The organism is Algoriphagus kandeliae, assembly GCF_004571135.1.
Taxonomy (GTDB): domain Bacteria; phylum Bacteroidota; class Bacteroidia; order Cytophagales; family Cyclobacteriaceae; genus Algoriphagus; species Algoriphagus kandeliae.
Map to the genome: position 1 here is coordinate 456,578 of NZ_SPSB01000003.1, position 17,184 is coordinate 473,761.

Annotated in this window: 15 protein-coding genes and 1 tRNA gene; all 16 read left to right on the forward strand. The window is 36.7% G+C overall.

The genetic code is table 11. The annotated features are described in order from the left end of the window. Nucleotides 1–11 precede the first annotated feature (11 nt). The 16 genes from E4S40_RS10585 (at nt 12) to E4S40_RS10660 (ending at nt 17,180) form a co-directional block, all read left to right on the forward strand. Nucleotides 12–869: a hypothetical protein gene (locus E4S40_RS10585; RefSeq protein WP_135073809.1), complete on the forward strand. Its 858-nt coding sequence runs from the start codon at nt 12–14 to the stop codon at nt 867–869. Nucleotides 870–1,005: 136 nt separating this feature from the next. Beyond that, nucleotides 1,006–1,082, forward strand: a tRNA-Asn gene (locus E4S40_RS10590). 739 nt (nt 1,083–1,821) lie between these two features. After that, entirely contained in the window at nt 1,822–2,943 is a 1,122-nt protein-coding gene (locus E4S40_RS10595) for an SET domain-containing protein (RefSeq protein WP_135073810.1), read from the forward strand. 217 nt (nt 2,944–3,160) lie between these two features. Next, nucleotides 3,161–3,826, forward strand: a complete 666-nt coding sequence (locus E4S40_RS10600) for a CRISPR-associated endonuclease Cas6 (RefSeq protein ID WP_135073812.1) — start codon at nt 3,161–3,163, stop codon at nt 3,824–3,826. A 4-nt stretch (nt 3,827–3,830) separates the two neighbouring features. Beyond that, the gene (locus E4S40_RS10605) at nt 3,831–5,393 is read left to right on the forward strand and encodes a Cas10/Cmr2 second palm domain-containing protein (RefSeq protein ID WP_135073814.1); all 1,563 of its coding nucleotides are present in this window, start codon (nt 3,831–3,833) and stop codon (nt 5,391–5,393) included. Then, nucleotides 5,374–5,931, forward strand: a complete 558-nt coding sequence (locus tag E4S40_RS10610) for an RAMP superfamily CRISPR-associated protein (protein ID WP_161971794.1) — start codon at nt 5,374–5,376, stop codon at nt 5,929–5,931. Before E4S40_RS10605 ends, E4S40_RS10610 begins: the two co-directional genes overlap by 20 nt. Further along, on the forward strand, nt 5,913–7,412 hold the full coding sequence (locus E4S40_RS10615; RefSeq protein WP_135073818.1) for a hypothetical protein: 1,500 nt from the start codon (nt 5,913–5,915) through the stop codon (nt 7,410–7,412). Before E4S40_RS10610 ends, E4S40_RS10615 begins: the two co-directional genes overlap by 19 nt. Before the next feature lie 4 nt (nt 7,413–7,416). Beyond that, nucleotides 7,417–8,778, forward strand: a complete 1,362-nt coding sequence (locus tag E4S40_RS10620; protein WP_135073820.1) for an RAMP superfamily CRISPR-associated protein — start codon at nt 7,417–7,419, stop codon at nt 8,776–8,778. 6 nt (nt 8,779–8,784) lie between these two features. Next, nucleotides 8,785–9,210, forward strand: coding sequence for a TIGR04423 family type III CRISPR-associated protein (locus E4S40_RS10625; RefSeq protein ID WP_135073822.1), 426 nt, complete (start codon nt 8,785–8,787; stop codon nt 9,208–9,210). A gap of 1 nt (nt 9,211) precedes the next feature. After that, nucleotides 9,212–11,011: a TIGR03986 family type III CRISPR-associated RAMP protein gene (locus E4S40_RS10630; protein ID WP_135073824.1), complete on the forward strand. Its 1,800-nt coding sequence runs from the start codon at nt 9,212–9,214 to the stop codon at nt 11,009–11,011. Next, nucleotides 11,012–12,097 (forward strand): Card1-like endonuclease domain-containing protein, encoded by a 1,086-nt coding sequence (locus E4S40_RS10635; RefSeq protein ID WP_135073826.1) that lies wholly within the window; start codon nt 11,012–11,014, stop codon nt 12,095–12,097. 5 nt (nt 12,098–12,102) lie between these two features. Next, complete coding sequence (locus E4S40_RS10640) at nt 12,103–13,236, forward strand: Card1-like endonuclease domain-containing protein (RefSeq protein ID WP_135073828.1); 1,134 nt, start codon at nt 12,103–12,105, stop codon at nt 13,234–13,236. Nucleotides 13,237–13,238: 2 nt separating this feature from the next. After that, a complete protein-coding gene (locus tag E4S40_RS10645) occupies nt 13,239–13,595 on the forward strand; it encodes a CRISPR-associated protein (RefSeq protein ID WP_135073830.1) in 357 nt (118 codons plus the stop codon). After that, entirely contained in the window at nt 13,592–15,004 is a 1,413-nt protein-coding gene (locus E4S40_RS10650; RefSeq protein ID WP_135073832.1) for an ATP-dependent DNA helicase, read from the forward strand. The genes E4S40_RS10645 and E4S40_RS10650 overlap by 4 nt, the downstream gene beginning before the upstream one ends. A gap of 149 nt (nt 15,005–15,153) precedes the next feature. Beyond that, on the forward strand, nt 15,154–16,149 hold the full coding sequence (gene cas1 / locus E4S40_RS10655) for a CRISPR-associated endonuclease Cas1 (RefSeq protein WP_135073834.1): 996 nt from the start codon (nt 15,154–15,156) through the stop codon (nt 16,147–16,149). Further along, nucleotides 16,146–17,180 (forward strand): CRISPR-associated primase-polymerase type B, encoded by a 1,035-nt coding sequence (locus E4S40_RS10660; RefSeq protein WP_135073836.1) that lies wholly within the window; start codon nt 16,146–16,148, stop codon nt 17,178–17,180. Before cas1 ends, E4S40_RS10660 begins: the two co-directional genes overlap by 4 nt. The last annotated feature ends 4 nt before the right edge of the window (nt 17,181–17,184 follow it).

Consider the following 17,184-nt stretch of genomic DNA (forward strand, 5'->3'; position numbering starts at 1 on the left):
AAACCTGCACTTTGATCAAAGAATTCTTCAAGAAGCAAATCCGGATTTTCGATATTCTGGACGAACATTGGGAAAGTCCCCGCGTCAGTAAAATGATCAGTAACTTGGTTGTTATCTTCTTTGTGGCTGGACTACTGATTGGACTCCTGAATTATTTGGGGATTTCGAACCCTCTCCAACATGTTTCTTCCTTTTTCGCTATCGAATTGGCATTCAACGTACTCCTGATTTTTGAAATCCTAGGCCTGATCTTTTTGATTCCGCATTCTGTGGCCGATTCTGTGGGCAAGCAATTTGAAATCATATCCTTACTGCTATTACGGGATGCCTTCAAGGAGTTTGGACATTATTTGGGCGAATTAAATTGGGGAATGGACTTTCTATGGGAATTAGCACCCATTGTGTCCGATGCTTTCGGAGCTATTTTGCTCTTTTTGATCACGGGGCTATTTTACCGAGCTCAACGACATATTCAAATTACCGGGAATTATGAGGAACAAAGCGGCTTTTCCAATATCAAGAAGCTTATTTCCATTTATCTGACTTTAACTTTTTTCCTCTTGGGAGTTTATGATCTCTTTACCGCCTATCAGACCAATCATTTTAATTACAGTCTGGAGCTGTTTTACACCCTTTTGATTTTTGCGGATGTATTTATCTTGCTGTTTTCACTCCGCTACACCACCAAATACCTCAACTTATTTCGATATTCCTCCTTTGCTTTGGCAACGATATTTTTGCGTTTGACTCTATCTGCCCCGCCCTATTTCAATGTTCTTTTGGCAGTAATTGCCGGTTTGATGGTGCTCGGAGTAACGAGTATTTATAATGGAATGCTAAAAAAATCCAAGGAAGGAACCGAAGTATAAAAAAGTAAGTTGTTGATAGCGAAGTCAAAAGGAAGAAAAGGAAAATTTCTTCAAGATTTTTTTTGAAAGTGCATTTGGAAAAAATCAGATAGCCTTCTACATTTGCATCACGTTATCGGAAAGCGGTACGAAACACTCCTCCTTAGCTCAGCTGGTTAGAGCACATGACTGTTAATCATGGGGTCCTTGGTTCGAGCCCAAGAGGGGGAGCCAAATCAAAAAAGAGGTCAATTTGACCTCTTTTTTTGTTTTAAATCCATCCCAGTTTCGTTTAAATGAAGATTTTTAACGGCTGCAGCTTTTTTAGATCGGAAGACCATCAAAAACGGTCGAGCTGCAGCCACAACCCCCTAATTAATTGATTACCAATAAAATATCTTTTTCAACTAAAAGAAAATCTTTTTGATTTTTCGTCATTTTACGGAAATTCGGACCTATAATTCCGAATTTTAATTGCACAAATGACTAGCTCCCTTGATTGATTCCTTGTAGTATTTTTTCATAGACTTAATTTCACTATTAAGCTTAATTATTCGATACAATGAAAAAATTCCTGCCCAAAAAAATATCCCTCCAAATTTCAAAAAGGCCTTCGCAGTTTTAAACTCTGTCTCAGTAATTGAAGAATCCTGATAGGACTTCTGAAACAGAAGCATGATTAAAATGAACCCTACAAATATTCCAAAGTATAATAGAGCTTTCTTCACCAATCTCTCTTTTTCAAGAAGAGCTTCCTGTATCTCTTTTCGATTAAGCTGGATGATTTTGAGGGTTACTAGGTCTATCATCTATCTCAATTTAAGCCAATTTGAAACCAATAAACTACAAGGCAAAACCTATGATTCTGAAAGTTTGACAATACCTGCCAATTATTTTTTTCCAAATGAAGGCATTTGTCTTTCATATCCTAAAATATCCGATTTTTATAATCCTCTAAAATAATTTTTTACTTATGAACCGCTATTTCAATCAGGTTATTCTAGCTATCTCAACCATGGATATTGAGCGCTTGGATCTTCTTTTAGACTCCTCAATCCCCTATTCTGATGTACCCAAAGAGATATTCCTAAAGCGACTAAATGAAGCATTTAATTCCTTTAAAGAAGAGGGAGACACCTTTTTAATTTCACAGCCTGGGAGTTGCTGTAATTTTGAATGTAATCCAGAATCGGTTCGCACAGCCTACCGATTTGTGGGGAACAAAACACGGTTGTATTTGGATCTACGGTTTATCACAGAAATGACGGCCGACCGAAACGACCATCAAATCAAAGATATTTTTAGCTGTTATTCATTCAATTGCTTTAAACCTATGGATTGGTATGCAAATGATATATCGTTTTGTTTTTACGATGATGAGAAGGTGGATTTCCAAAAAAGCCCTGAGTTGATTATCCATATGGAAAAACAAAAAGAAGCAATGAAAGAGCTGGGTTCTTATTTACCTGAAATCACAGAATCTGAATTGCGATCTTGGCTTTTCAGACACCAATCCACTTATGATTTTTTTGAAAGGTATCCAAAAAGAGGTTATTATTCTTGGTATTTTTTTTCAATGCGATACAATTCACTTCAAAATCTAATCAGGTTTATAGAGCGTCTCACCCTGCCATCTTTTTTGGAGGAAATATTTAAGGAAAATGACTTTTCCGAAAAGGTTTTAATTCAAAAAATCATACAGATTGAAGAACTTCTCATTAATTATGATCAATCCTATTTAATCTGGATTTGGAAAAATGAGGAGGAATACTTTTTCAGAGAGCATAGAGCTTTTTTGAAGGGAGGCATCTTTGATAAATTTGCCCAACTTTGGGAATGGTTTAAACCCAGACATCTAGAGTTGCTTCAGAAATATTTCGCTTTAACACCAAATGAAACCGAGGAATTTTGCTTAAATCAAAAATACTACTCCAGCACCGATACCATTTACACCCTATCCTTTCATATGGACATTCGAAAAAAGGCTAGGTCGAAAGGGGAATATATCCCGATGGGTCTCTGGAGCGATGAACAACCCATGCCTTTTTGGTCAGACAATTTAAATGAAATAGGAAAAGACAGTACGGAAAAATAAAATTGGATAGAATGGTTTTAGTCGGCCAATCTAAATTCTTTGTAATTCTAAATCGGTGATTCACAAATTTAAACTTTGAGAATAGAAGAATAACAATCACCTAATTTTTAAAAAAAATTTAATTTTCAATAGAAAACACATTTTATAAATACATAAAAATCCCTATTATAGAAGAAGAAATTTTTACACAGAAGACCTAGTTCTAACTTCTTTTTCAATGCCTGTCATTCGAGTAGTCAAGATTTCATTCAATACACCGTTGAAAGACAGTGAAATACCTGCCTTTAGAGGGGCTATTGTTAAATTAGTAGGTAAAGATCATCTGATATTCCATAACCATTTGGATAGTCACAGATATCACTACAGGTATCCTCTGATCCAATATCAATCCCGTCGACAGAAAGCGGAAATTGTTTGTGTACAAAACGGAACTGAGGAAATCCACCACCTATTTTCCAAAAACCTTGGGGAAATAAGAATTGGTGAAGAAAAACGCCCACTTTTCGTTGAGCATGTCAAAATCAATCGTTTTGACCTCAGGGTAAATGGGGTTATGCACTATTATAAGTTAAAAAACTGGTTGCCTTTCAATGAAAAAAACATTCAAGAATATTCAAAATTAGTGGGTGTAGCAGAAAAGATTGAATTTTTAGAAAGGATTCTGATAGGCAACATACTGTCCTTTGCAAAAGGAATTAACTGGATGATTCAGGAAAAAATAGAGGTTGTTATAACAAACCTGCCAATTCAAAAAATGAAGCGAAGGAAAGGGCAAAACCTTGTGTCATTTGATCTAGAATTTAAATCTAACGTGCTCTTGCCTCCTGATATAGGACTTGGCAAAAGCGTAAGTGTAGGATATGGAACATTAATAAAATTTTAAAAACATGAGTAAATACCTATATGGCGCCAGTATTCAAGGCATCCAAAGTTTTATTTTTCAGACCAATAAGCTCAAAGAAATTGTAGGTGGGAGTGAATTGGTAGAAGAGATTTGTACTACAGAATTTTATGATTTTATAAATTCAGATGAATCAGATGAAAACATAATTCTCAGTGCCGCTGGAAATATCAAATTCATTTCAGATGAAAAAACATGCCAAAGGTTAGTAAGAGAATTCCCCAAACATGTTTTGCAGAAGGCACCTGGAGTTACTGTTAGTCAGGCAGTTGTTAAAATTGATGATCAAATCCCATTGTCGGCCCATATCGATAAATTGGAAGAGAAGCTAAAAACAGAAAGAAATAAACTCTCTAACCCAATGGAAATAGGTTTTATGGGCTTAGAAAGAGCAAGGAGAACCGGAGGAGTTGCAGTAAAACTAAAAGAAAAAAAAGGGAAGCTTGTTTCATTTTGTGAAAGTACGGCTATCAAGGATGAGGTGGTTGATAGAGAACAAAGGCACACAAAATTATTCAACAAATTCTCGGGACTTTCTGAAAAACCAAAAGAAATCACTTTAGAAATTGAAGATATCTGTAAAGGACACAAAAACTCCTGGATAGCTGTGGTGCATGCAGATGGAAATGGCTTAGGGAATATTCTTCGAGTGATGGGAGAAAAACTCGGAAATGCTGATTTTGAAAAAAGTAAAATAGCATTCAGAAAATTTTCCATTGCCCTCGATAGTGCAACCAAAAATGCAACTCAAGCTGCGTTTTGGAAAGTATTCTCCAAATCAGAAGCTTTTACCTCAGAAGGAAAGTATCCGATTCGACCCATAATTTTTGGGGGAGATGACATCACATTTATAATAAGAGCCGATCTAGCACTTACGTTCACTGAAGCATTTCTTCGGGAGTTTGAAAATAGTACTAAAAAAGAGTTTTGTGTTTTGGATGAATTTGGAATTAATGATTTCAAAGAAGGGATTACAGCCTGTGCTGGAATAGCTTATGTAAAAGAGTCCTACCCGCTTCATTATGCACTTAATCTTTCAGAAGCTTTATGCAAGGATGCTAAAAACCTTGTCAAAAATGATCCTAAAGTTGAAAAACGAGAAAATGGTATCCCTCAATCGGCTTTAGCTTTTTATAAAGTTCAGGAGTCCTTCACTGAAAAACTTTCCATTTTAAAAGAACGGACACTTTTGGCTAAGCATGGAGATAAAATCCTTGATTACTATTACGGTCCATATCTTTTCAAAGATTTAGACAAGCTAAATTCTCGCTTAGAATTTCTTAGAGAACAAGTAGATAAATCTCAAGACACCACCAAAGCAATAAGCAAACTCAGAAGAATAGTTTCTGATACGTTTAAAGACTTTTCAGTCGCAGAATTCAATTTAAATAGAATGAAAACAGTCAATAAAGACTTTTTTGGAGACTTAGAACTTGAAGGAGACTTGGATCAATTACAATCTATTGGGAAAAGTGAACATCCTATCAAATCTCAATTACTTGATTTAATCACATTACATGGATTTAACTATGGAGCAAGAGAAAATTAAATACACCATCAATTTTTATACAGACTGGCATGCCGGCTCTGGTCTTTCTGCGGGTGCAGAGGCAGATTCAATAGTGATCAAGGATGCAGATGGATTTCCTTACATTCCTGGAAAAACTTTAAAAGGCCTATTTGTCGATGCGTTCCAAGATTTTCTGCTCCTTGAAATTGAAGGTTTTTCTAAGGATACTCAAAAAGCATTATTTGGCGAATTTAACGAAGAGACTGGGGTGACAAGTCCAGGTTCATTGTTCTTTTCTAATGCCACTCTGCCTGAAGCAGAGAAAAAAGCTATAGGATCTGATCATGCCGAATTTCTTTTCAGAACCATCGCATTTACAGCCATTGATTCCGCTACAGGTGTGGCAAAAAATACCTCTCTTCGGACCACAGAAGTATGTATTCCATTGGAACTGGAAGCCTATATCCAAGGAACCAAGGATTCAGATAAAGAAATTCTCAATCAACTCGCCAAGTATATTAGGTCATTAGGTGCAAACAGAAACAGAGGTTTGGGGAGATGTTCAATCAAACTATAATAAATGCTATGACAACTTACTACTTTAAATGTACGCTGCTCTCTAATGTCGTATTGAACAGTAAATTGGCGACTGAAGGCAATATGACCACTTTGGATTATATACCAGGAAGTAATTTTTTAGGAATTGCTGCCAACAAATTATATAAAGCTGAGGGAGATGAAACCGCTTATAAATTATTTCACTCAGGAGAAGTGAAATTTGGAGATGGTCGGGTTGCAACAAACACAGGAGAAATTACTTATGCTGTACCATTTTCATTCTTTCAGGATAAGTTAAAATCAAAATTGGAAAATGATCCAATCTACCTCCATCATTTAATTACTAGCAAGAACTTTCCCAAAGACGATACAGGCACGAAGCGACAACTTCAACAATCTAGGTCGGGCTATATCTCAGCAAAAGGAACGCTGGTTAAAGAGGTGGAAAAGCGATTTTCTTTAAAATCAGCATATGACAGAGAAAAACGCACTTCTAAAACAGGAAATATGTTTGGTTTTGAAGCTATACCTGCAGGAACAGTTTTTATTTTTTCCATTTCATCAGAAAATAAATCACTTTTAGATAAAGTTGCAGCAGCTTTAAAAGGTAACCAGCGATTAGGTAAATCCAAAACAGCTGAATATGGACAAGTACAAATAGAAAAAATCGAACACATTGAACCACTTCCTACTTTCCAATCGGATGAATTCACGTTGGTTTATGCAGAAAGTAATTTATGCTTTTTTGACCAGTCAGGACAGCCCACTTTTCAGCCAACAACTGAGGATTTGGGACTAGATGGAGGAATCGTAGATTGGTCTAAATCACAGATCAGAACTTACAGTTATGCACCCTGGAACGGTCAACGCAAAACCACTTCTACCCAACGTCACTGCATAGCCAAAGGGTCAGTATTCTATGTAAAAGGAGGATATCCTTCATCTAGTGTAAATTTTATTGGTCATTATCAAGCAGAAGGATTGGGTAAAGTGATCTACAATCCGATTTTTCTCAAATCAAACGGTAATGAAAAAGAATCTCCATTTGAAATTCACCTAGATAAAATAGCAGAACCGGTGTATCAAAAGGGGAACCTAAACAGTCCTTTATCTCAATTTCTCAAAAAGCAAAAAGATCAAAAAGCAATGGAGTTGCTTACTTCAGAATTGGTAACTGATTATGTGTACAAGGAAGTACCAAATCGGTTTAGCAAACTAAATGATGTTTCTCCGAGTCAATGGGGGAATATTCGATTGATTGCATCCAGAGCAAGAGATGTTGATGAAATGAAATCGTTACTCTATGAAGGAAAGGAGGCTTACCTAAAACATGGCGTTGCCTATGAAAAATGTTGGGGCAAAAATAGTGAACAAAGATTAAAGAATCTGAAAGACATTATTTCAGCTATCGAAAGCAAAAGTCAAAATCAATCTAAGGTTGATATAAAGGTATTCGTAGCCAAGTTTGCGGCTGAAATGGCTAAGGAAAATAAAAACTAATGTCATGGGAAAAACAATCATAAAATATATCGCGAGATTTATGATAGAGGCCGAAACTCCCCTTTTCATCGGCTCTGGTCAATCCACACTTTTAAAAGATGCTCTGGTACAAAAAGATGCCAATGGATTCCCAATGATTCCTGGAACTTCCTTGGCAGGAGTATTAAGGCATTCCTTTTCTAAAACTGTTAATTCCGAAACTGTTTCAAATCTCTTTGGAGATTCAAAAGGAGGAGATACAGGAACAGGATCCCTCATTAAAATTAGCCCCGCTTTAATGATGCTAGATGAAAGCCAAGTTTCAGAAGGTCTTTTATTAAATGATAAGTGGGAAAAACTTAGAATTCAATTTGATAATCTGCCTGTACGGCAACATGTACGCATCACTGAAAAAGGTGTAGCTGAAAAAAATGGGCTATTTGATAATGAGGTAATTTTTAAAGGAACCCGTTTCGTTTTTGAATTGGAACTAACAGATTTTTCCGGGGAATTAGAAAATGACTGGAAAAGGATATTAGAAAGTATTTCAAGTCCTGATTTCAGAATTGGTGCAGGAAGCAGAAATGGATATGGAAGTTTGAAAGTCCTAAAATCTCAAAAGCTGAAGTTTGATTTACGATCTCAAATGAATCAATATTTAAGCCTTTCGCCTTCTTTCAATGAAATTGATTGGACGCAGACAAGCATAGAGGAAAGTAAAATAGAAGAAGAGACCTTTTCAAAAACAAATTATCTACTCAAACTAAAACCTGACCCTTTCTTTCTTTTCGGCTCGGGAAATGGAGATGAAGATGTGGATAATACCCCAGTTGAAGAGGAGGTGGTTGTATATACCTCTGAGGGTATTCAATTCCAAAAACAAACGCTTGTACCCGGCTCATCAATCAAAGGTGCAATCTCACACCGAGTGGCATTTTACTATAACAAAGAAATGAATCGATGGGCAGGTTCAGACAATGCAAGTGTTGGAATTGAAAATGAGGCAGTAACAGCACTTTTTGGAAAGGCTGGTAAAGGTGAAAAAGAACCAACCGCTGGTAAAGTCTATATCAACGATGTGTTTCTAAATCAAGATCAGGTAAAGAATGACAAAATATTTAATCATGTGGCCATTGATCGATTTACTGGAGGTGCATTAGAAGGAGCTTTATTTTCGGAGAAGGTAAGTTATTTAACAGATGATGAACTGGAAATCAATCTCTTCTTGGAGTCTGATGTTGATCAAATTTATAAGCAAGCATTTGAAAATACTCTAGAAGATATATGCAAGGGACTACTCCCGCTTGGAGGCATGACTACCAAAGGTCATGGTATTTTCACAGGCTGTTTGTATAAAAATAATGAACAAATCTTCCCAAAAAACTGATCTCACATGGAGAAATATATCATAGATAAAATCAAAGATATCAGCCAAATACCTGATTATAAGTTTACAGGCTATTACTGGTGGTCTAATTCGGATAAACCTGAAATGCTTTTTGAAGAGGCTTTGCCCAAAGAAAAGATTTTGGCATCGGTTAATCCCTTTTGCGTAGAGGCATTACTTTACTCAAAGACGGAAGGAATAAGTATTCATATTCAGCATACTGGAAAATATCTCGTTACTGCATTTGATCTTAAAAAGCTAGATAAACTCGATACCGTCCAAAAGGAATACATTCCCCACAAACTTGATCAAGTCAAAAAAGTAATTTTTACCCAAGTATGGGAGGAGGTCCTTCTAGAAGTGGATGAAACGACTAGTTTTCCGTCTTTAAAACCCACTGCTTTAATTTTCTCTGGATTTAATTATCAATAATATGACAACCGTAAAATCACCATATAACTTCGTTCCTGCGCCTACTGAAGACCAGGTTTTTAAACCCGAATGGGCAAATCAAGTCAGTCATGACATTCCATTTGAAGATGGGGAAAGCGGAGAAATTGAAATTGAGATCACTGCAGAGACTCCTATTTTTATCCGAAACGGCCATAAGAAACCTACAAAAAATGAGAAGCCTACGGAGGAGTTTTCTTATTTCAAAGATAAAAATGGCCAAAAGCGATATTTCATTCCTGCCACATCTCTTAAAGGGATGCTCAGAAATGTGGTTGAGATTATGAGTTTTTCGAGGTTGGCGCCAGTGGCTTTGGGTAATACGATATTTGGCTTAAGGGATATGAACAATGAAGATTATAAAAGAAAGGAGATTAGTAAAACAAATGCTGGATGGTTAAAAAAGGTCGATGGAAAGTGGATGTTATACCCGTCTAATTTTTATAAAGTAACGATACCTAGTGTAAAAGATTACTTTAACATTCAATCTATTATTCGTAAAACAGGAAATAAAGAGGAAAAAATAAGCTTTAATAAGGCTACTAGCATTGAAAAATATAAGGCTTGTAAAATTAAGAACTTCTTGAATCCCGTATATTTTGATGAATCACATTTTGTTAATAAAACAGGTCAAATTTACAAGCTCAATAAAAATGGTGATTTCGAAGGAATTCTAATTATGTTTGGCTCTATTGATAACAAGAAGTACGAATATGTTTTTGAAGAATTAGAAGAAGATCAAAGACCATTGCATTTTGACAAATCTTTGATAACAAAAGCCTTGGAGATAAATGGTACAGAAAAAGAAAAATCTCTTTGGGATTACTTTTTAAACGAATTGAAAATTGAGCAAATCCCGGTTTTTTATAAAGAAGTAAATGGTAAAGTAATTCACTTCGGCTTTTCAAAACTTTATCGCCTAAATAATGCAGAGTATCTTAAAGATTTGGAGCCTGTAGCCAGCTATACGAATAATAAAGAAATGGATCTAGGGCAGACTATTTTTGGTCAAACCTCCAATGAAGAATCTTCATTGAAAGGAAGAGTTTTCTTTTCACATGCCCTAGCATTAGGAAGTCCCAAAGAATCAGATAAGGTTTCATACGAGATATTAGGCAGTCCAAAGCCATCATACTACCCGTTCTATCTTAAGCAAAAGGATCCGAGAAATAATGGGTACAATACTTATCAAAATAAATCCAGTGAATTAAGGGGTTTTAAAAAGTATCATGTGCAAGGGCAAGCAAAACAGAACGAGTACACCCAAGAACAAAAGGATTCTGAAAGTATGGTCTATTTTAGGCCATTGGAATCTGGCGCCAAATTCACCTTCAAACTAAGGTATCATAATTTGAAGCCTTTTGAATTGGGGGCTTTGCTATCTGCGCTGACTTACCACAATAATCATGATCAACTCCGTCATAATTTGGGAATGGCAAAGTCTATGGGATACGGAAGAATTAAAATGGATGTGAAAATGGATTCCGAAAATCTCAAAAAATATCTAAAGATCTTTGAAGTAGAAATCAATGAGCATTCACTACAAAAATTCAATAAAAAGTGGACTGATACCGATCAAATAAAGGATTTGGGTTCTTTGGCAAAAGTAGGGACGGATTATGCAAGATTGAATTTCCCAAAGCTTGAGGCGGAAAAATTCAATCCACGAAAAGGACGAAAGGAAAAAATCAATGAGTTTAATGAAATAAAACAGATGTTTGATTTTTTGAAAGCCCCATCTGATTATCCTGGGAGCTATTTTCAAATCAAATCTCTTCTATAAATGCCCCACCTCGTCTGCATCATCTCCGATCAAGCTGTACCTAACCTGCTATTTATAAGGCAGTTTTCCCAGCCTGATTCGGAGTTTTTTTTTGTCACCACCCAAAAAATGGAAGATCGGGATGCAACTGATCATTTGATTCAGGCCCTTCATTTACCGCATGACAAATGCTACAAAATCATCATTGATGCGAATAATGCAAAGCAAATCGATCAACAACTAAAGGCCTTCCCTTTTCCCAAAGAATCTTCCTTCCTAGTCAACATTACTGGAGGCAACAAACTGATGTCCCAAATGGTATTTACCCATTTTCAGGGATATGATTCTAGCATGTTTTATTCTCCGATTGACTCAGACCAATATCAGCAAGTCTATCCTGAGGTTATAAACATTCAAAAAGACCAATCCATAAAACTAACCTTAGATGAATATCTCTTTGCCTATGGCTATGAAATCACTGGAGAGCTACCCTATTTCAAAGGAAATCCTAAACCAACCACCTTGTTCAAAAAAGTGGTGGAATCAGGTGGTGCTTCCCATGTCGCTGAAATAGTACGTGCCAGTTCACAGGATTACAAAGAAGAAGATAAGAATTACCTTCAAGGTAATTGGTTTGAATTTTATTGCTATCAGTTTTTTAAGCGAATTTTCCGATTGGGAGATGCCCAAATAGGCTGCAGCGTCGGCCTCAAAAAAATCGGAAGTCAAACAGTCAATCAACACGATAATGAATTTGATCTGATGTTCATCTATCAAAATGACCTATACGTGTTTGAATGCAAAGTCTACTCAAGTCCCAATTACAAAAAGGAAAAGTTTCAGGCTCCTATGTACAAATTGGCCTCCCTTACACAGAAGTTTGGACTGAAGTGTAAGAAGTATCTGGCAATTCTCGCCGAACTACCTGAGCAAGAAGATACTCGTGATCAATTAGGGCAACTCAGAGCCAACTTGGGAATCGATAAACTGATTACTTTGGAAGACTTTAAGAATCATCAGGGTATCGAAATCCTAAAGCGAGAAGAGTCAGAAAAACCTGATTTTCAGGAAAAATTAAATTTATTGATGGAGAAATTTAACGGATAAAAAAAATGGCTAGAACAATATTAGTTTCACTCGTGAGTGATCAAACTATTCCAAATGTTTTGTTTATAAGAGACAATCCTCCTGCCGATCAATATTTATTTATCTCAACGGAAGGAATGGAAAAAAAACATATAGTGCCTAATATTCAAAAGGCTTGTAACGGATGGATTTCCAAAAACTCAAAAACCATATTAGTTGAAGAAGACAGCTTGGTTGATTTCGAAAAGAAATTAGGTGAAACCCTTGAAGTTGAGGATGGCGATCATTTCTTGGTAAACATTACGGGGGGAACCAAAATAATGTCTCTTGGCGCTTATAACTTTTTTACAAGAATTGGATCGTCTTCTATTTATTATTTGCCCTTGGGTAAAAATCATTTTCGCCAGGTATTTCCAATTATTAAGAATAAAACCAGAGAAATAAATTTTAAAATTAACCTGAAAGATTACTTAGAAGCTAATGGAGTTACCATACAGTCTAAAGCATTCTCACAAAAAAACCAGTTAATACGAAGCGAAGAGTTTACAACAAAAATATTTCAGAATTTCTTAGGTGATAGTAATCTTCCAATTAAAAAAATGGTCGAAATTCTCCGAGACAAGAAATTTAGAGATAAGAAAAATTTTAAGGTTTCCTCCGAAATTTTGGAAATAATTAAACCAATGAGAGATTTAGGTTTTTCTCCAGAGTCTTCTGAAAAGTTTACTAGGGAAGAAACCAATTATCTAACCGGAGATTGGTTTGAAGAATACACGTATTCGCTGATTGTAAACACACTTAACAAAAAAGATGAAGAAATAGGCAAAGGCGTAAGAGTAACTAGAGGGGAAAAAACTTCAAATGAGTTTGATGTCATGTTTACCCATAACAATGCCCTCTACGTAATAGAATGCAAAACAGATGTGGCAGATAATGAAGAAGGGAAACTAAGTCAGCTTTTCACAAATACACTTTACAAGGCGAGTACTCTAAAAAAAGACTTTGGCCTATTTGTTAAATATTTTCTTTTCTCGGTAAATGATTTTTCAAAATTAAGCGATGAGCAAAAAGATAGAGCGAGAGTCTTGGACATTAAACTGATCGGAACTGAATTTTTATCAGAAAGTAAAAAATTGCAAGATTTTATAAAAAGTATGTAACCATGCTCCTCAACCTCTCCAACCATCCCTCCTCTTCCTGGCCGGAAAAGCAAATTCAGGAAGCAAATAGACTTTTCGGAGATATTAGGGACATGCCTTTTCCACACATTGATCCCGAAGCCAGCGAAGAAGATATTCAAAGGCTTTCCGAAGTATATAAAGAAGACATTTTAGCCATGCGACCTCAGGCAGTTCATATCATGGGAGAGCTTACATTTTGCTTTCAATTGGTATTCAAACTCCGGCAGGTCGGAATTCCTTGTCTTGCCTCCACCACCCACCGTACTACGGAGGATCTGCCTAACGGAACGAAAATATCTAAGTTTGAATTTGTGAGATTTAGAAAATATGACCTATGACCTCTTCTATTCAACTCACCGAGCAGCAAAAAGAAGCTTTTGACAAGATCAAATCCTTTCTAGAAAATCCCGACCAATCATTCTTTATCCTCAAGGGATATGCCGGTACAGGTAAAACCACCCTCCTACAATACCTGGCTCAGTATCTTGAAGGTCAGGAAAAAGTATTTTCGCTACTGGCCCCTACTGGAAGAGCAGCATCTGTATTAAGTGCTAAAACGGGATTTTCAGCTAGGACTCTTCATTCTGAACTCTACCATTTCAAAGATATAGACGGTGATGCAGACCCTTCCAAAGAGTCAACTGAAGTCGATGATTATGGGCAAATGAGGCTTCTTTTCGAAATTCGAAAACCTGATGAGGATCAATCCAAAATCTATATCGTAGACGAAGCATCTATGATTGGGGATGAGCGATCCGATGCTACTTCTTTTGCCTCCTTCGGTTCAGGCCATCTATTAACTGATTTTTTGACTTTGGTAGGAAAAAACAAAGTCATTTTCGCAGGAGATCCTTGCCAACTCCCACCGGTAGGATCCCTTGAAAGCCCGGCATTAGCTGAGTCTTTTTTTAAGAACCTAGGCAGATCGGTATCTTCCTATGAACTGAATCAGATTCTTCGTCAGAAACAAGATTCGGAAGTACTTAAGCTGGCCTCACAAGTTCGAAAAATGACGGGTGTTTCTTTTAAAACGAAGTGGGTGAAAGTTCCTGCAAAAAGTGGGGAACAGATTACGCTTCCTTCTTATGAGCAGATGAAGGAAAAATACATTCAGTCCGTCATTGAAAATGGCACCGAAAACAGTATTGCAATTAGTCTGAGTAATTACAATTGCCACGAGATTAATTTGGAGGTAAGAAAAAGAAGGTATGGAACGGATCAGGAAATCCTTCATCCTGGAGACTTGCTAATGGTCACCCAAAACAATTACCTGGTACCCTTGACCAATGGGGATTTTGTGGAAATCCTGGAAGTAGGAAACCGAGAAAATGTGAAGGGTATTCAGTTTATCCATGTAACGGTCAAAGCAAGATCAACGGGGAAAGCTTATGAGACGCTACTCTGTTTAGATCCACTCTTGAGCGGACAAGCAAATCTAAATCAGGAACAGCAACGGTTATTAATGATAGATTTCAGCCAACGAATGCGGGCTAAAAAAATCAAACCTAAATCTGAAATCTATTTTTCTGCCATGCAGAAGGATCCTTGGCTCAATAGCCTACGGGCAAATTATGGTTATGCGGTGACTTGTCACAAAAGTCAGGGTGGTGAATGGGAAGAGGTCTTTTTCTTTTTAAACAAAGGAATGTATGTCATGAGTCCATTGGAATTGACCCGCTGGTGGTACACGGGCATTACCCGATCCAAGGAAAAGCTTCATCTTGTTAATAATTGGTGGATAAGCTAATTCTTGTGATCGATAAGTTTAAATTGAAATATAGGGCTCGACAATAAAATCGTTTTTATACGATTAATCAATCAGATTTTTTAAGCATTTATTTAGCACCTAATCAAAAAATCTGATTTGATAAATGAGGATTTTAAAGCACACTTTTTATGCATTTAGTAATCAATACATTTGGCGCTACTCTTCAAAAGGAGAATAACCTTTTTGTCATTACTACACCTGAAGGAAAGCAGTCCTTTCCACCAGATATTGTCAAAAGCATCAGTATTTCAAAGGCTGCTCGGATTACTAGTGACGCAATTATTCTGGCCATCAAACATCAAGTAGAAGTACTTTTTGTAAACGATCTTGGAAATCCTGAAGGCAGGGTATGGAGCGTTCAATACGGATCAATCAGCAATATCCGAAAAGCACAAGTCAACTTTCTCTACTCCAAGGCATCCCTAGAATGGGTCAAAGATCTAATCAACCAAAAATTGGATAATCAGGTAGCTCTCCTCCTAGCCCTGCAGCCAGAAAAAGAAGTGCTTCCTGCCTACAATATTTTCAAATCCGCCATTAATAGCATTGAAGATTACAAGCGAAAGATAAATGAAATAGAAGGTGAGTTTCTCTCTGATGTCGCACCATCTATAAGAGGCTGGGAAGGTGCCGCTGGAAAGCGCTATTTTCAAGCTATCTCTAAGTTATTCCCCGAACAATACAGCTTTCAATCCAGAGACCGACAACCCGCAAAAGACCCATTTAATGCACTATTGAACTACGCCTATGGTATGCTTTATGGAAAAATCGAAGGTGCTTTAATAAAAGCTGGACTAGACCCTTACATCGGTATATTCCATCGGGATGATTACAATAGACCCGCATTGGTTTTCGATGTGATAGAAAAATACAGATCTTGGATGGATTATGTAGTAATACAACTCTGTTTGGCTGAAGCCTTTCCTGAAGAAAGCATGGAACAGGAACTACCGGATGGACCGCTCCTTCTAGGTCCTTTAGCAAAGCGAATCCTCATTCAATCTGTCAATGACTACCTCAGCGAGGTCATTCAATTACAAGGGAAAAGTATGGGACGCATGGCACATATTGTCGAAGATATGCACCGTCTTGCAAGGTTTTTTATAAAAAATTCAAGCGAATGATACGACTTGGAAAGCATATTACACAAGCCGGCGATCAACTCTATGATGTGAGCATTGAAAAACTACACAAGGCTCTTATCAATCCGCAAGGAGAGGTTGCTTCCTTACAGCGTAAACTTCAAGCCATTCGAGCAATGGACCCGAACCAATACAGGAAGATGAAAACATCTCTTCCTTATATAGTCTGCGCACAATTTCATCCTAAAGCTAGACGTAAGGAAAACTTCCTTTTCACAGAACGATTTTTAATTGATATCGACCACCTTTCTGATCATGAACTGAATATACAGGATCTCAGAAAGAAATTTGCCCAAGACGAACGTGTCGAATTGATGTTCTCATCTCCTTCTGGCGATGGACTGAAATTACTATTCAAAATTGATCCAAAAATTTCTGACTCTTCCTATTACGTGCTTTTCTATAAGGCTTTCTGCATCCATCTAGAAAAAAAATATCTGCTAGGTACAGCATTGGATCACAAAACGCATGATGTAAGTAGATGCTGCTTTGTAAGCTTTGATCCAGAAGCATACTTCAATACAAATGCGAAAGCTATTAACCCTGCCGATTTCGTCAGAAAGGATTCATTTTTAGATTTAGAGCAGGTTCAATTTCAGGCTGATCAAATTCTCAAATCTCAAAAAGAAATTCAAAAAGTAGAATTATCTCCTGAAAAATCCCAGCCTGGTCAGGACCTTTCCGATGAAATATTAGCTTTTATTAAAGAGAAAACCGGTCAACGAACGAGAAACAAAACACCTGAGAAATATTTTGAGCAACCTGAAGAACTTGAGAAGATCATCGCTGAACTTCAAGTATTTCTTGATGAAGTAAATTCCAAAATAGAAAATATCAAGCCTATCTCCTATGGAAGACAAATCAAAGTAAGCTCAGGAAATACCTGGGCAGAGATCAATGTATTTTTTGGAAAAAAAGGAGTGAGTATTGTTCCAACTACAAAAACAGGAAGCCATCGTGAATTTGCAAAAACAATCACTGACTATCTGAAAGCATCATTTTCAACATACTAAAACT

Bases quoted from the DNA above. Each gene is read 5' to 3' on its own strand.
- E4S40_RS10595 (WP_135073810.1), top strand. From the start codon at position 1,822: ATGAACCGCTATTTCAATCAGGTTATTCTAGCTATCTCAACCATGGAT.
- E4S40_RS10600 (WP_135073812.1), top strand. From the start codon at position 3,161: ATGCCTGTCATTCGAGTAGTCAAGATTTCATTCAATACACCGTTGAAA.
- E4S40_RS10605 (WP_135073814.1), top strand. From the start codon at position 3,831: ATGAGTAAATACCTATATGGCGCCAGTATTCAAGGCATCCAAAGTTTT.
- E4S40_RS10610 (WP_161971794.1), top strand. From the start codon at position 5,374: ATGGAGCAAGAGAAAATTAAATACACCATCAATTTTTATACAGACTGG.
- E4S40_RS10615 (WP_135073818.1), top strand. From the start codon at position 5,913: ATGTTCAATCAAACTATAATAAATGCTATGACAACTTACTACTTTAAA.
- E4S40_RS10620 (WP_135073820.1), top strand. From the start codon at position 7,417: ATGGGAAAAACAATCATAAAATATATCGCGAGATTTATGATAGAGGCC.
- E4S40_RS10625 (WP_135073822.1), top strand. From the start codon at position 8,785: ATGGAGAAATATATCATAGATAAAATCAAAGATATCAGCCAAATACCT.
- E4S40_RS10630 (WP_135073824.1), top strand. From the start codon at position 9,212: ATGACAACCGTAAAATCACCATATAACTTCGTTCCTGCGCCTACTGAA.
- E4S40_RS10635 (WP_135073826.1), top strand. From the start codon at position 11,012: ATGCCCCACCTCGTCTGCATCATCTCCGATCAAGCTGTACCTAACCTG.
- E4S40_RS10640 (WP_135073828.1), top strand. From the start codon at position 12,103: ATGGCTAGAACAATATTAGTTTCACTCGTGAGTGATCAAACTATTCCA.
- E4S40_RS10645 (WP_135073830.1), top strand. From the start codon at position 13,239: ATGCTCCTCAACCTCTCCAACCATCCCTCCTCTTCCTGGCCGGAAAAG.
- E4S40_RS10650 (WP_135073832.1), top strand. From the start codon at position 13,592: ATGACCTCTTCTATTCAACTCACCGAGCAGCAAAAAGAAGCTTTTGAC.
- cas1 (WP_135073834.1), top strand. From the start codon at position 15,154: ATGCATTTAGTAATCAATACATTTGGCGCTACTCTTCAAAAGGAGAAT.
- E4S40_RS10660 (WP_135073836.1), top strand. From the start codon at position 16,146: ATGATACGACTTGGAAAGCATATTACACAAGCCGGCGATCAACTCTAT.